This window comes from Devosia sp. BK, assembly GCF_032907385.1.
Taxonomy (GTDB): domain Bacteria; phylum Pseudomonadota; class Alphaproteobacteria; order Rhizobiales; family Devosiaceae; genus Devosia.
Window position 1 is genome coordinate 2072959 of sequence record NZ_JAIMBX010000001.1, and the last position, 12542, is coordinate 2085500.

13 protein-coding genes are annotated in these 12542 nt (G+C 61.4%); 3 read left to right on the forward strand and 10 right to left on the reverse strand.

The annotated features are described in order from the left end of the window. Positions 1-108 precede the first annotated feature (108 nt). The 5 genes from DevBK_RS10075 to DevBK_RS10095 all read right to left on the reverse strand — a co-directional run bounded on the left by DevBK_RS10075 (position 109) and on the right by DevBK_RS10095 (position 6066). Positions 109-1089, reverse strand: coding sequence for a DUF808 domain-containing protein (locus tag DevBK_RS10075; RefSeq protein WP_317185328.1), 981 nt, complete (start codon positions 1087-1089; stop codon positions 109-111). Between the two features lie 59 nt (positions 1090-1148). Then, the gene (glyS, locus tag DevBK_RS10080; RefSeq protein WP_317185329.1) at positions 1149-3173 is read right to left on the reverse strand and encodes a glycine--tRNA ligase subunit beta; all 2025 of its coding nucleotides are present in this window, start codon (positions 3171-3173) and stop codon (positions 1149-1151) included. Between the two features lie 64 nt (positions 3174-3237). Then, positions 3238-3600: a hypothetical protein gene (locus tag DevBK_RS10085; protein ID WP_317185330.1), complete on the reverse strand. Its 363-nt coding sequence runs from the start codon at positions 3598-3600 to the stop codon at positions 3238-3240. Continuing rightward, on the reverse strand, positions 3600-5507 hold the full coding sequence (locus tag DevBK_RS10090) for a DUF2207 domain-containing protein (protein ID WP_317185331.1): 1908 nt from the start codon (positions 5505-5507) through the stop codon (positions 3600-3602). The genes DevBK_RS10085 and DevBK_RS10090 overlap by 1 nt, the downstream gene beginning before the upstream one ends. A gap of 4 nt (positions 5508-5511) precedes the next feature. Beyond that, positions 5512-6066 (reverse strand): LemA family protein, encoded by a 555-nt coding sequence (locus DevBK_RS10095; RefSeq protein ID WP_062629070.1) that lies wholly within the window; start codon positions 6064-6066, stop codon positions 5512-5514. 292 nt (positions 6067-6358) lie between these two features. Between DevBK_RS10095 and rnk the strand changes: the two genes are divergently transcribed. Continuing rightward, entirely contained in the window at positions 6359-6766 is a 408-nt protein-coding gene (rnk, locus tag DevBK_RS10100) for a nucleoside diphosphate kinase regulator (RefSeq protein WP_317185332.1), read from the forward strand. Positions 6767-6782: 16 nt separating this feature from the next. Here the strand turns inward: rnk and DevBK_RS10105 are convergent, their stop codons facing one another. Then, the gene (locus tag DevBK_RS10105; RefSeq protein WP_061907854.1) at positions 6783-7706 is read right to left on the reverse strand and encodes a glycine--tRNA ligase subunit alpha; all 924 of its coding nucleotides are present in this window, start codon (positions 7704-7706) and stop codon (positions 6783-6785) included. An 87-nt stretch (positions 7707-7793) separates the two neighbouring features. Between DevBK_RS10105 and DevBK_RS10110 the strand changes: the two genes are divergently transcribed. Next, a complete protein-coding gene (locus DevBK_RS10110; protein ID WP_317185333.1) occupies positions 7794-8648 on the forward strand; it encodes an aminoglycoside phosphotransferase family protein in 855 nt (284 codons plus the stop codon). Here DevBK_RS10110 and DevBK_RS10115 read toward each other — a convergent pair. Genes DevBK_RS10115 through DevBK_RS10125 form a run of 3 tightly spaced genes read right to left on the reverse strand, consistent with a single transcriptional unit; the run spans position 8645 to position 10432 of the window. Then, positions 8645-8866 (reverse strand): hypothetical protein, encoded by a 222-nt coding sequence (locus tag DevBK_RS10115; protein WP_061907852.1) that lies wholly within the window; start codon positions 8864-8866, stop codon positions 8645-8647. The two genes, DevBK_RS10110 and DevBK_RS10115, sit on opposite strands and share 4 nt — an antisense overlap. 12 nt (positions 8867-8878) lie before the next feature. Next, a complete protein-coding gene (locus DevBK_RS10120; protein WP_317185334.1) occupies positions 8879-9721 on the reverse strand; it encodes a S49 family peptidase in 843 nt (280 codons plus the stop codon). 45 nt (positions 9722-9766) lie between these two features. Further along, the gene (locus DevBK_RS10125) at positions 9767-10432 is read right to left on the reverse strand and encodes a tRNA1(Val) (adenine(37)-N6)-methyltransferase (RefSeq protein ID WP_317185606.1); all 666 of its coding nucleotides are present in this window, start codon (positions 10430-10432) and stop codon (positions 9767-9769) included. 209 nt (positions 10433-10641) lie between these two features. Here DevBK_RS10125 and DevBK_RS10130 point away from each other — a divergent pair, with 209 nt between their 5' ends. Continuing rightward, complete coding sequence (locus tag DevBK_RS10130; RefSeq protein ID WP_061907849.1) at positions 10642-11661, forward strand: polyprenyl synthetase family protein; 1020 nt, start codon at positions 10642-10644, stop codon at positions 11659-11661. A 3-nt stretch (positions 11662-11664) separates the two neighbouring features. Here DevBK_RS10130 and DevBK_RS10135 read toward each other — a convergent pair whose 3' ends face one another. Further along, complete coding sequence (locus DevBK_RS10135) at positions 11665-12540, reverse strand: 4-(cytidine 5'-diphospho)-2-C-methyl-D-erythritol kinase (RefSeq protein ID WP_317185335.1); 876 nt, start codon at positions 12538-12540, stop codon at positions 11665-11667. Positions 12541-12542 lie beyond the last annotated feature (2 nt).

The following is a 12542-nucleotide window of genomic DNA, read 5'->3' on the forward strand; positions in this document are numbered from 1 at the left end:
GTCGGATGAGGGGGATGTAGCGGTGATCGCAGACAGCGCCCCCTCACCGACTCGGCTACGCCGAGCCACCTCTCCCCGATGGGGAGAGGAAAAGGGAAGAGGGTAGTCTCAAGCCCGCTTCGGCAACATCCGCTTAATGGCCTTCCAGGTCGGCGCAATCACATAGCCAGCGACTGGGATCAGCAACGCCCCAAGGGCTAGTCCAAAGAAAAAGTCCACAAACGCCGTCGCAAACCATCCTGCTACCGCAGCGATCGACGGAAAAATGTGCTCAGCCCAATGCGCTGCGGCTTCGATCACATGCTCGGGCCAATCGAGCCCAAACTCATAAAGCCCGTGCGCGACGATCGAGCCGCCAACCCAGGTCATTGCCGCCGTCCCGATAATGCTCAGCGCCTGCATGAAATAGGGCATGCCGACGACAAGCCCACGCCCAAACCCACGTCCGGCGCCGGTCTTACCGTTCTTGGCCATGAAGAGCCCGAAATCGTCAGCCTTCACAATCAGCGCCACGGCGCCATAGACGACCACGGTGATGCCGATCCCGGCCACAGCGAGCACAGCCGCCCGCGTCCAGAAATCACCCACTTCGATCGCGGCGAGGATGATCGTCATGATCTCGGCCGAGAGAATGAAATCGGTCTTGATCGCCCCCCCGACTTTTTGATCCTCAAGCGTCTGCGGATCGATCGCTGCGGGCTCGAGGCCTGCTTCATGATGCTCTGCCTGATGGGGCGCAAACATGTGAAAAACCTTTTCGGCGCCCTCATAGCAAAGATAAGCGCCGCCGATCATCAGCAGCGGCGTAATCAGCCAAGGCGCGAAAAAGCTCAGCAGCAGCGCCGCCGGAAGAAGGAACAGCAGCTTGTTCTTGATCGAGCCCCAGGCGATCTTGCCGACGATCGGCAATTCGCGGTCGGCGGTAAAACCCTGCACATAGTTGGGTGTCACCGCCGCATCGTCGATCACAGCTCCCGCCGCCTTGGCGCCCGCCTTTGCCGCCTGGCCCGCGACATCGTCGAGCGAGGCAGCAGCGACTTTTACGAGCCCGGCGACGTCATCGAGCAAAGCAAGCAGGCCAACGCTCATGGACGGTCCTCGATCCGTTGATGCGAAAGCAAAACCGCGCCACAGGGGCGCGGTTGCAATTAGCCGGCGACTTTGCCGAAATCCGCCACGAGATGCATGGTGTCGCGCAACCGCGCGAGGAGATTGAGGCGATTGGCGCGAACCGCCGGGTCGGCATCGTTGACCAGAACGGCGGTAAAGAACGCATCGACCGGCGCGCGCAGCGTTGCAAGCTCCGCCATAGCGCCCTTGTAGTCATCCTTGGCCACATGGCTCGCCACCGCCGCGTGGACCGCATCCACGGCAAAGGCCAGCGCCTCTTCTTCCGGCAGTTTCAGCGCCGCCTGATCGACTGCTCCAGCGAAGGCCTTGCCGTCCTTCTTCTCTTCGGCCGCCAGGATATTGGCGGCGCGGCGATAGCCAGCAAGGAGGTTCTTGCCATCATCGCTCGAAAGCAGGGTCGACAGAGCTTCGGCCCGCTGCGTGATCTGGAGAATGTCATTGCTGTCGGCGGAAATGACGGCATCGACGAGATCATGCCGCGCCCCAGCATCGCGCAGCGACACTTTTAGGCGATCATGGAAGAACGCCAAAAGATCGGCATCGACCTTGAGCGGAAATTTCAGGCCATTTTCGGTGATGATGCGGATCACGCCCAGCGCCGCACGGCGCAGCGCAAACGGGTCGCGCGAGCCGGTCGGCTTTTCGTCGATCGACCAGAAGCCCGAGAGCACATTGAGCTTATCGGCCAGTGCGACGGCAATCGAAACCGGCTCCGTCGGCACGCGGTCCGAAGGCCCGACGGGCTTGTAGTGCATTTCGAGGGCATTGGCAATTTCAGCCGGCTCGCCCTGCGCCGACGCATAATAGCGCCCCATCAGCCCCTGCAATTCAGGGAATTCGCCGACCATGCCGGTGACGAGATCGGCCTTCGCCAGCATCGCCGCGCGCTTGGTCTTTTCGACGTCGGCGCCCACCTGCGGCGCGATCTCGGCCGCCAGCTTCACCAGCCGTTCGACCATGGCGAACTGCGTGCCGAGCTTGGCGTGGAACACCATGTCTTCGAGCTTGGGCAGACCATGCTCGAGCGGAATGGCGAGGTCACCCTGATAGAAGAATGCCGCGTCCGAGAGGCGCGCGCGGATGACGCGCTCATTGCCAGCGATCACGACGGCGCCGCCATCCGTCGGGATCGTGTTCGCCGTGATGATGAAATTGGGCGCCAGCTTGCCAGTCGCATCGCGCAGGCAGAAGCATTTCTGGTTGGCGCGGATCGTCGCGATGATCACTTCCTCGGGCAGTTTGAGGAAGTCAGGATCGAACGACCCCATCATCACATTGGGCCACTCGACGAGACCGGCGACTTCTTCGAGCAGGCCCTCGTCGTGAATGACGGTCAGGCCTTGTGCGAAAGCCAGGTGATCAGCCTCGCCCCGGATAATGTCCTTGCGGCGATCGATATCGAGAACGACCTTGGCGCGCTCAAGCGCAGTCACATAGTCGTCGAACCGGCGCACGCGGATCGCGTCGGGCGCGAGGAAGCGGTGGCCAAAGGTCGTTTGCGCGGCAGCGGTGCCGGCAACCGTAAAGGGCACTACGGTCGGCTCGTCGTTCTCGGTGCCGAAGGTCGCGGTGATGGCGCGGAGCGGGCGGACCCAGTTAAAGCTGCCCGAGCCCCAGCGCATGGATTTGGCCCAGGGAAATTCGGTCAGAATTTTCGGCAGAATGCCGGAGAGCAGCGCCACGGCGTCCGCGCCGGGCTTGTCGATGACGGCAACGTAAAAGTCGCCCTTTTTCGGATCGCTTTCAACCTTGGCCTGATCGAGCGAGGTCAGCCCGGCCGAGCGCAGGAAACCATCAATCGCCGGTTGCGGCGCGCCGACCTTGGGACCCTTCTTTTCTTCGCGTGTATCCGGCGAGCGTGCCGGCAGACCATTGACGGTCAGCGCCAGGCGGCGGGGCGTCACAAAGGCTTTCGCGCCCTCATAAACGAGACCCGCATCCACCAAGGCATTGGTGACGGCTTTCTTGAGGTCCTCGGCAGCGCGACGCTGGAAGCGGGCGGGGATTTCCTCGGAGAAGAGTTCAAGCAGGAGTTCGGGCATGGTCTAACCAGTCAAAGAGCGCGTGTTTGCCTAGCAAGTGCATCGGCCAATGTCCACCAAGCGCTTAACCCGAACGCGCCAGGTGGATGTCGAGCCGCTCCCGTACCGTGTTCATCACTGGCTTGGGTACTTTCACATAGCCATCCCGGCCAAGCCATTCGAGCGTGTCGTAGCGCATCAACAAAAACTGCAGGACCAGCAGCGTCAGCTCGTCCTCGACAGGGGTCCCGAGTAAAAGCGCGCGCTGCGGCTCATCGAGATAATGCCGCGCCGACAGAGTGCGGCCGCCAAGCGTAAAATCATAGTCGATATAGTTGTAGAAATAGCCGAACTGGCCCGGCAGGTTGGGGTCCGGGTCGCCAAACTCGACGCGGTGATAAATGGCGACAGGCGCGATGACGTCCTGCTCATAGGGTGAGCCCGCCACTACCAGCCACCGCCTCCGCCGCCACCGCCACCCCCGCCGGAGAAGCCGCCGCCACCGCCGCTCGAGCCGGAAGAACTCGCCTGCACCGGCTGCGCCGCGATCATCGCTGCGGCCATGCCGGTCGTTGCGGCGCTGACGGTGTTGGAAATCGAGCCTGGCGAGAAACCGCGCGAGCCGCCCGAATACCAATAGGGATTGTAGCCAGTGCTCGACACATCGCTGACGGCGTTGCGCGCCAGTTCGGATTCGAAATGTTCCGACCACGGCTTTTCGACGCCTAGGGCAATGGCATAGGGCAGGATTTTTTCAAACCGCTCCACAGTCATCGGCGGCTCCGCCATGATGTTAAGGCGCTCTTTTTCGGCGGTATCGAGATAGAGTTTAAAACCCTCGATCTCGTCCATCACCTTCCGGCCCTGCACGGTCGGCGCACGCATCAGAACCGCGAAGATCGCTGTGATCAGCACCATCGAACCCGCGGCGAGAGCAGCCGAGTTGATCGTTATACCCGAGAATGTCTCGAGCATGCCACCGACGAAATTGAAGCCGAAAATGCCGATAATGGCGAGCGTCAGATAACGCTGCCAGCCCCCCTGTTTCATCACACTGAAAATGATCGAGCCGATCACCGCGGCAAAAATGCCGCCGACAAAGGCGACGATCAGCCAGACCGGCTCCAGCACATCGAGCGCCACCATGCCGACAAGCATCAGAATGGTCAGGACTACGCTCAACGCTGCAAAACCGAAATTATGGTTGAACCAGATCTTCTGGTTTTCGCGCTGGATGGCGCTCATGAATTCGCTGCGCTGTCGCGCCAGTTCGACGCCCGTCGATTTGCCAACCGTCACCTCGCCCTGGCTCGAAAAATAGCGATTGAGCACTTCCTCCCCAACCGGCAGCGGCGCGTCCGGCGCCTTGCCGGTCGCTAGGACCGTGAGCCCATCGTCGGTGTTCTTGATCGTCACCAGCCCCTTGACCCCAAGATCAAAGATCGCCGCGGTCATCGCCGTCCATCCGGAATTGGCAAAGCCCCATTTGTGGACATAGTGCGTCAGGGCTGGCGAGAAATTCTTGGGCGGATGAAACAGTGGAATGATCGTGCCCTTTGGCGGATCGCGGCCGACGCGCATCCAGGCACCAAAATTGTAAAGGAGCAGCAGGAGCACCGCGACGACCGGGAGCCAGACCTCGCGCAGATCCGAAGCCTCCTGCACCAAGGCATCGACGCCAGTCGGAAAGGCAATGATCCCTTTCTGGAATGAAACGGCAAAGCTCATCCCCTCCCCCGGCCCCAATTCGCGCTGGGTGCGGAACGTCGCCTGGTTGTCCGATGTCCGCGTGATGGTCACGGCCGTTTCCGTCGAACCGACGTCGCCGGTAAAGGCCGACATGTTCTCGATGACAGCGCCCTCAGGCAGTGTCACCCGCGCGACCGAGCGCAGGATCGGAAAATTCCAATAGTTGCCCGTCGCGTTCCAGTAGAGTTCGTCATAGGTCTCGAATGGCCGCGCCATCCGGTCCATCGTGTAGGTGATGACGAAGCGATGCGCGCCGCGAGCAATGAACTGGTCGGGATCGCCGATCCAGATGCGCTGGAAATTACCCATGCGCTCGGTGCGGAACATCTCCGCATTTCCGTCGCGCGTCACCGATTCGACCTCAAGCCCGACGCGGAGCTTATTGCCCGATGGCCCCTGCAGCACGGTCGGAATATCGCGATAGATGCCGCGACGGATCTCGAGCCCTTCGGCATTGACATCAACGGTTTCGATCACGCGCACTGAACCATCGGTGCGCAGCGTCACGTCCGAGGCGAAGGCGCGGATTTCCTCGCGCCCCAGTGCCGGCATGGCGAGAAAAACCAGCGCCAGAAGCGCCGTGACCCAGGCGACAAGTGCCTTCATGTCTTTAGAACTTTACCACCGGCGCCTGCCGCTCGGCTTCGTTGTCGAGCTCGAAATACTGCGCCTTCTCAAATTTGAAGGTGTTGGCGACGAGGTTGGACGGAAAGGATTCGACCTGGATGTTCAGGTTGCGCACCGCGCCATTATAGTAGCGCCGCGCCATCTGGATTTCGTCTTCCACGGTCTGCAGCGCCGTCTGAAATTCAAGGAAAGTGGTGTTCGCCTTGAGGTCGGGATAGGCCTCTGCCACCGCGATCAGCCGCCCCAGCGCCGAGGACAATTCGCCTTCTGCCTTGGCGCGGGCCTCTGGGCCGGCCGCGCTTGCGCTCGTTGCCTTGGCGCGCGCTTCGACCACGGCCTGCAGCGTCTCGCGCTCGTGGCCCATATAGCCCTTCACCGTCTCCATCATATTGGGAATGAGATCGGTGCGGCGCTTCAACTGCACGTCGATGCCGGACCAGCCTTCGGCCACCATCTGCCGGTTTCGAACCAGGCCATTGTAGATGACGATGGCATAACCGACGACGCCCACGACCAGGGCGAGAATGACCCATTCCATTGCGCTCAACTCCCTCAAGCCAACGGAGCGGACACTGGCAGTTTGGCTTGGCCAATGCAACGGGGCGCGACAGCCCCGGGCTTGACTTCGCGGCGTCAATGCATAGCTTTGTGGGCATGAACACCATGCGCCACACCTATCGCCGTATCGTCCTCCTCGCAGGATAGATACCCTAGGCATGCGCCCGCCGGAGCCTGCTTAGGGCTCGGCACTTCGCCACACCGGCATCTTTTTATTTTTCACAACGGCTCCAGCCGCCGCAGTTTTGCGCGCCGGGCCGACGGGACCTATCATGACTGACATCCGAAAAGACCTCGCCCCCGCCATCGTGCTGGGCAAGAGCGACCACGCCAAACTCACCGCCCTCGCCGAAGCCGGCCTCGACCGCTGGCCTGACCTTGCCGATCGGCTACTTGCCGAACTCGAACGCGCCAAAGTCGTCGCCGACAGCAAGGTGCCCGAAAGCATCGCCCGCATGGGCTCGTCCGTCACCTACAGCACCAATGCCGGCCAGCAGCAGACCGTTACGCTCGTTTATCCGGCTGATGCCGATATCGACCAGGGCCGCATTTCAGTGATGACACCAATCGGCACCGCATTGATCGGCCTCAAAACCGGCCAATCCATCACCTGGCGCGACCGTGCGGACAAACGGCACAAGCTGACGGTGGAAGCGGTGAAGATGCCCGAGGCAGTCTAGGCCAAAAGGCGCGGAGCTACTCCGCGCCACCGCCCGCTGTCTGCAGCCAGGCTTCGCCACAGGATTTGGCCAATTCGCGGATGCGCAGGATGTAGCTCTGGCGCTCGGTGACCGAAATTACGCCGCGCGCGTCGAGCATGTTGAAATTGTGCGCGGCGCGCAGCACCTGCTCATAGGCGGGGATTGCCATGGTCTGGCGATTTGCTTCAGCGCCCTTGGCGAGAATGGCGCGGCATTCCTTTTCCGCGTCGGCAAAGTGGCGGAACAGCATCTCGGTGTCTGCCGCCTCGAAATTGTACTTCGATTGCTCCTGCTCGTTTTGCAGAAACACGTCGGCATAGGTCACCTTCGCATCGCCCACGCCGCCGTTGAAATTCAGCTCCATGATGGAGTCGACGTTCTGGAGATAGCAGGCCAGACGCTCCAGCCCATAGGTCAATTCGCCCGCAACCGGATTGCACTCGAAACCGGCCACCTGCTGGAAATAGGTGAACTGGCTGACTTCCATGCCGTCGCACCAGACTTCCCAGCCCAGCCCCCAGGCGCCGAGCGTCGGGTTTTCCCAATCGTCCTCGACAAAGCGCAGATCATGCACTGCCGGGTCGATGCCGATGGCATAGAGCGACTGGAGATAGAGCTCCTGGATATTGTCCGGCGATGGTTTGAGGATCACCTGGAACTGGTAGTAATGCTGGAGCCGGTTGGGGTTCTCGCCATAGCGCCCGTCTTTGGGCCGGCGCGACGGCTGAGCATAGGCCGCGTTCCAGGGTTTTGGCCCCAGCGCACGCAACACCGTGCCCGTATGCGACGTCCCCGCGCCCATTGGCATGTCATAGGGTTGCAAAATGACGCAGCCCTGCTCGGCCCAGAAATTCTGAAGCGTCAGGATCAGACCCTGGAAGGAATTCTTCGGGTCCATGTGAGCGGGGCGGTTGGTCATCGGTAAAGTCCTGCACTTATGCGGGACAAACCTCTAGTTTGACCGCATGGTCGGGTCAATGGCGCAGAGTGGAGGCTGAAACGGGTGTTGGACGACGCAGCGGTGTTGGCGGCTCTCGGTTTTCCCTATGCCCCACTCTTGGGCTCGGGCGGCGAGGCTTGTGTTTATAGCTTAGGGAGCACTCGTGTTCTGCGCGTTATGCGACCGGGCGCGCGCTTTTCTGATGCGCAAGCGAAGGCGCGCCTCCTCAAAGCCATCAAGTCCAATGCCCGGCATCTTGATTTTCTCACACCAGAAGTGCTGGCCATCCATAAAATAGGCAAGCGCATCGCGGTTATCGAACCCACGCTACCCGGCGTCCCGGTGTCGAAGATGCTCGAGATAGTTTCGGGTCTGGAGCGGGTTCGCCTCATCCAAAATTATCTCGACGCCGCCGCGTCTATCTTTTCCATTGTCCTGCCGGCGAACGGCTTCGGGCCACTCACGGGAGATGATGCTCTCCGCCGTGGTTCTTGGAGAGACTACGCAAAGACCCGCATCCTTCGGAGCGCCGGGCATTGTCCCGAGGACCTCCGTGCCGCTGTTCTGGCTCAGGCGGATAGTCCGTTGGATGAACCATCAAAGCCGGCTCTGGTCCATCTGGATTATTTTCCAGCCAACGTTCTCGCCGAAGGAGAACGCATTACGGCCGTTCTCGATTTTGGCGCGTCGTCCGTAATCGGTGACGCTCGTTTCGAACTCTGGAGTGCTGTGGCCTATCTTGATGCAGAGATTTCACCAGCCGCGACCGACGCTGACAGGCAGCAAGCACTGTCATGGCTGGCTGAGCGCGGGTTATATAACGGGTTCAGTTCAGCAAAACGATGGCTCGCTGCCTATTGGTCTTTGGCCGCCGACGATGCCGCGTTGATGGCGTGGTGCCGGCGAATCCTTCTGACCTAGCGGTCGTCCCGATCATTCGGCCTGAACGTTCCATCCTTATCGCGTTTGAGGTCGATGACGTCGGGGCGCTGGCGTTCGGCCAGGTCGCGCTCGCGGCGCAGGCGCTTGGCGTCTTCCGCGTCATTGTCGAACTTGCTCGTCCAGTCGCGCCAGATGCGCCTGACGCCGAGATAGACGATGACGGCGAGTGCCGCGAAAATCAGAATGCGTAACGGCATGACACTCTCGACCTAAAGTCCCAGCCGCGCCCAGAGCGCGCGATCCTCAACACTTGTCGAGAGTTCCTCTACCACACCGCGTGCCGAAAAGCCGAGGCGGGGCATAGCAAAGAACGGGCGTTTTGCTGCAATCGCCTTGAGCACGATGTTCTGGCCATAGCGCTCGCGCAGCGTGGTGTGGAGTTCACCAAGACTATCCACCAGCCCAAGATCGAGGCCGCGCAGGCCGGGCCACCATTCGCCGGTAAAAAGCACATCGTCATCGGCCTTAAGACGCCCGGCGCGATGCCGTTTGACGTGCTCGATAAAGACCTGATGGATGTCTAGCTCGAAGCGCTTGATGCGTTCGACGTCTTCGTATTTTTCCGGCAGGAACGGGTCGAGTGTCGATTTATTGCGCCCGGCGGTATGCACGCGCCGTTCGATGCCCAGCTTTTCGAGCGCACCGACAAAACCGAAGCCGGCCATGATGACGCCGATCGACCCGACGATCGATGAGGGATCGGCAATGATCTCGTCGCCCGCAACGGCGATGAAATAGCCGCCCGAGGCCGCGGCGTCTTCAACGAAGACAAGCACGCGCTTGCCCTTTTCATCGGCCAATTGTCTGATCCGGTTGGAAATCAGCCGGCTCTGCACCGGCGAACCGCCCGGCGAATTGACCACGATGGCGACTGCCGGCGCCGCCTTCATATCGAAAGCGCGTTTGAGGAGAGGTTCGACAGAGTCGATATTCAGCCGCCCTGGTCGCTGATCGGCAGCAATGACACCTTGCAGGCGAACCACAGGAATAACGGGTGGACGGCGCAGCAGCCGGGCCAGAAAATTAGGCTTGGGGGCGACCGTCTCAACCATGTCCTCTCCTTTATTTTCCAGTGATTTAGGCATGGCTTTGAGGATTTACCAGTCGAGCGCTGCCTGCCCACGGAAAATTGCGTCGAATTCCGGTGCGAAATCGCGCCCTGCCGCGCCGTGCAAGGCGCGGGTGGCCATCAGTGTCAGTGGCGCCCGCGATCCTTTTGTGCCGCGCACCAAGAGGCGCGTCGCAGCTTCGCCAATACGCGGCGAGATAGGCAGCACAGTGACGCCGCCGAAGCGTGGCGCTATGGCATTGAGCAGAGCCACGAGGCCCTGCGCGGGATAAATCACGATCAATTCGCCCCCGCCCCTCGCGCAGCCGGCGGCGCAGCGCGCCCAATTTTCGAGCGCCGAGCCATCCATGTGCCGCGCATCCGCCCGGCTTGTTTCGGGCGCCAGCGTCCCCTGCCCCGCCTCGAAAAATGGCGGGTTGGCAATCACGACGTCGAAAAAATTCTCAGCCAGACCCGCCGCGCGTTTCATCGGCCCAGGCGACATAATGTCAAGCGGAAGAACTCTCGCCATCTCGCCAAATCCGTTGTCGTCAATATTTTGCGCGGCCAGGTCAGCCGTCGCCACATCCCGCTCCACCAGTACGGCCTCTTTAGCCCGGTCGAGCGACAGCGCCACGAGCCCAGCCGTCCCTACGCCGGCACCAAGATCGAGAAGTTGTCCCGTGCCCGCCCGCACCGCAGCGCCTAAGAGCACGCTGTCCAAACCCGCCCGAAAACCCTTTTGAGGTTGCGACAGAGTGATCCGGCCACCCAAAAAGGCATCGCGCGTTGTGGTTTGGTGTTTTACAAAGTCACTTGGCTGGTCTAGGGACATCGCACCCTGATGGCTGGTTCAGCGCGAGTTTATTGCGCTGATCTCACAGGCTCAACCGATTTGCTGCCGTGCGGCAAACGAGGACGGTAATGGCGGTCTCTGTTCTGACCCAAAAGAATGACATCCCGGCAGGCAATGCGGTCGACAAGCTGTTGGCAGCAACCGCCGATGACATGGCTAGGGTCAATAGCCTGATCCTGAGCCGTGCCGATTCCCATGTCGAAATGGTGCCCGAGCTCGCGCGCTACCTCATCGAGAGCGGCGGCAAGCGCCTGCGCCCGATGTTGACTGTCGCGGCCGCCCTGCTCTTCGGCAAGGGCGTCGGTAATGAAGTCAATTTCGCCGCCGCCGTCGAATTCATGCATAATGCCACGCTCCTTCATGACGATGTCGTCGATGAAAGCGATATGCGCCGCGGCAAGCCAGCGGCCCGCATGGTCTGGGGCAATAAGGCCTCTATCCTGGTCGGCGATTTTCTCCTCGGCCAAGCCTTCATGATGATGGTCGAAACCGGCGATATCGAAGCGCTTGGCGTGCTTTCTGCCGCATCCGCCGTCATGGCCGAAGGCGAAGTGTTCCAGCTCGCCAAGACCGGCGACCTGACAACCACTGAAGCCGATTATGCCGAGGTCATCCGCGCCAAGACCGCGATCCTCTTTAAAGCTGCCTGCGAAGTCGGCGCCATGTCGGGCGGCGCCGATGCCGCCGGGCGCGCTGCACTCGCCCAATATGGCCTCGAACTCGGCAATGCCTTCCAGCTCGTCGATGATGCTCTCGATTATGGTGGGCAGTCCGGTGCGCTCGGCAAGAATGTTGGCGACGACCTCCGCGAAGGCAAGATGACCCTGCCGGTGATCCTCGCGCTTGCCGATGGAAATGAAGCCGAACGCGCGATCATTGCCGGCGCTCTCGGCAAGGCCGATGCGTCGGAGCTCGAAGTCAATCAGGTGGTTGCGATCTTCAATCGGCACAACACGCTTGGTCGCACGCTCGAAAAGGCACACGCCCACGCCGAAGCCGCTGTCGCCGCCCTCGCTTCCTTGCAAGACAATGAGATGAAGACCCTGCTCGCCGATGTGGTGATGCACAGCGTCAGCCGCGCATCGTAACGCTTAAGGCGTCAGCAATGGCGCCGCTGCGACCCAATGATCGGGGTTGCGCTCGCGCATGAGTTGCGCGGCCTGATAGGCCTGTCCCTCCGAGCCGAAGAGCCCGAACACCGTCGCGCCTGATCCCGACATGCGCGACAGGATGCAGCCTTGGGTCTGCGCGAGATCGTCGACGATCTCCCCGATCACAGGCACGAGCTTGACCGCAGGTGGCTGCAAGTCATTGCGCGTTTCAGCCAGCCACAGCCCCAATTGCGCCGGTCGCGTCATCGGTTCCGGAAGCGCCGGCAGGGGGTAATTGTCATGCGCCCGGAGGCGCCGAAACACGTCTGGCGTCGAAACCGGCACGAGAGGATTGACCAAGACGACATGGCAATCGGGAAACTGCGGCAGCGGCGACAGGATTTCGCCCACGCCACGGGCAACGAGCGGCCGGCTAATCAGACATGCCGGCACATCGGCACCAAGTGTCGCCGCGAGGTCAGCCAGCTCTGAAACCGGGATAGGCGCCGAGGACATGTCCGCCAGAATGCGGAGGGCCGCCGCAGCGTCCGCCGACCCGCCGCCAATCCCGGCCGCAACCGGCAGGTTCTTGACCAGATGCACCGCGATCCCATCGGGCACAGTTCCCGGCCAGCGCTGCCGGAAATCGCCGATGGCGCGGAGCACGAGATTGACGCCGCCACCGCTAAGGGCCGATGCGAAAGGGCCCGAAATATCGAGCCTGTCAGCCTCTGCGGGCACGGCCTCCAACTCGTCCGCCACATCGGCGAAGACGATCAGGCTTTCAAGATCATGGTAGCCGTCTTCACGGCGACGGGTAACGTGCAGCGCCAGATTGATCTTGGCTGGCGCTGCCTGAACGACCGGTTCAGTCATGC

Excerpts from the sequence above, each read along its gene's own strand:
- DevBK_RS10135 (WP_317185335.1), bottom strand. The coding sequence starts at position 12,540 with ATGACTGAACCGGTCGTTCAGGCAGCGCCAGCCAAGATCAATCTGGCG.
- DevBK_RS10095 (WP_062629070.1), bottom strand. The coding sequence starts at position 6,066 with ATGGAATGGGTCATTCTCGCCCTGGTCGTGGGCGTCGTCGGTTATGCC.
- rnk (WP_317185332.1), top strand. The coding sequence starts at position 6,359 with ATGACTGACATCCGAAAAGACCTCGCCCCCGCCATCGTGCTGGGCAAG.
- DevBK_RS10115 (WP_061907852.1), bottom strand. The coding sequence starts at position 8,866 with ATGCCGTTACGCATTCTGATTTTCGCGGCACTCGCCGTCATCGTCTAT.
- DevBK_RS10130 (WP_061907849.1), top strand. The coding sequence starts at position 10,642 with ATGGCGGTCTCTGTTCTGACCCAAAAGAATGACATCCCGGCAGGCAAT.
- glyS (WP_317185329.1), bottom strand. The coding sequence starts at position 3,173 with ATGCCCGAACTCCTGCTTGAACTCTTCTCCGAGGAAATCCCCGCCCGC.
- DevBK_RS10120 (WP_317185334.1), bottom strand. The coding sequence starts at position 9,721 with ATGGTTGAGACGGTCGCCCCCAAGCCTAATTTTCTGGCCCGGCTGCTG.
- DevBK_RS10105 (WP_061907854.1), bottom strand. The coding sequence starts at position 7,706 with ATGACCAACCGCCCCGCTCACATGGACCCGAAGAATTCCTTCCAGGGT.
- DevBK_RS10075 (WP_317185328.1), bottom strand. The coding sequence starts at position 1,089 with ATGAGCGTTGGCCTGCTTGCTTTGCTCGATGACGTCGCCGGGCTCGTA.
- DevBK_RS10090 (WP_317185331.1), bottom strand. The coding sequence starts at position 5,507 with ATGAAGGCACTTGTCGCCTGGGTCACGGCGCTTCTGGCGCTGGTTTTT.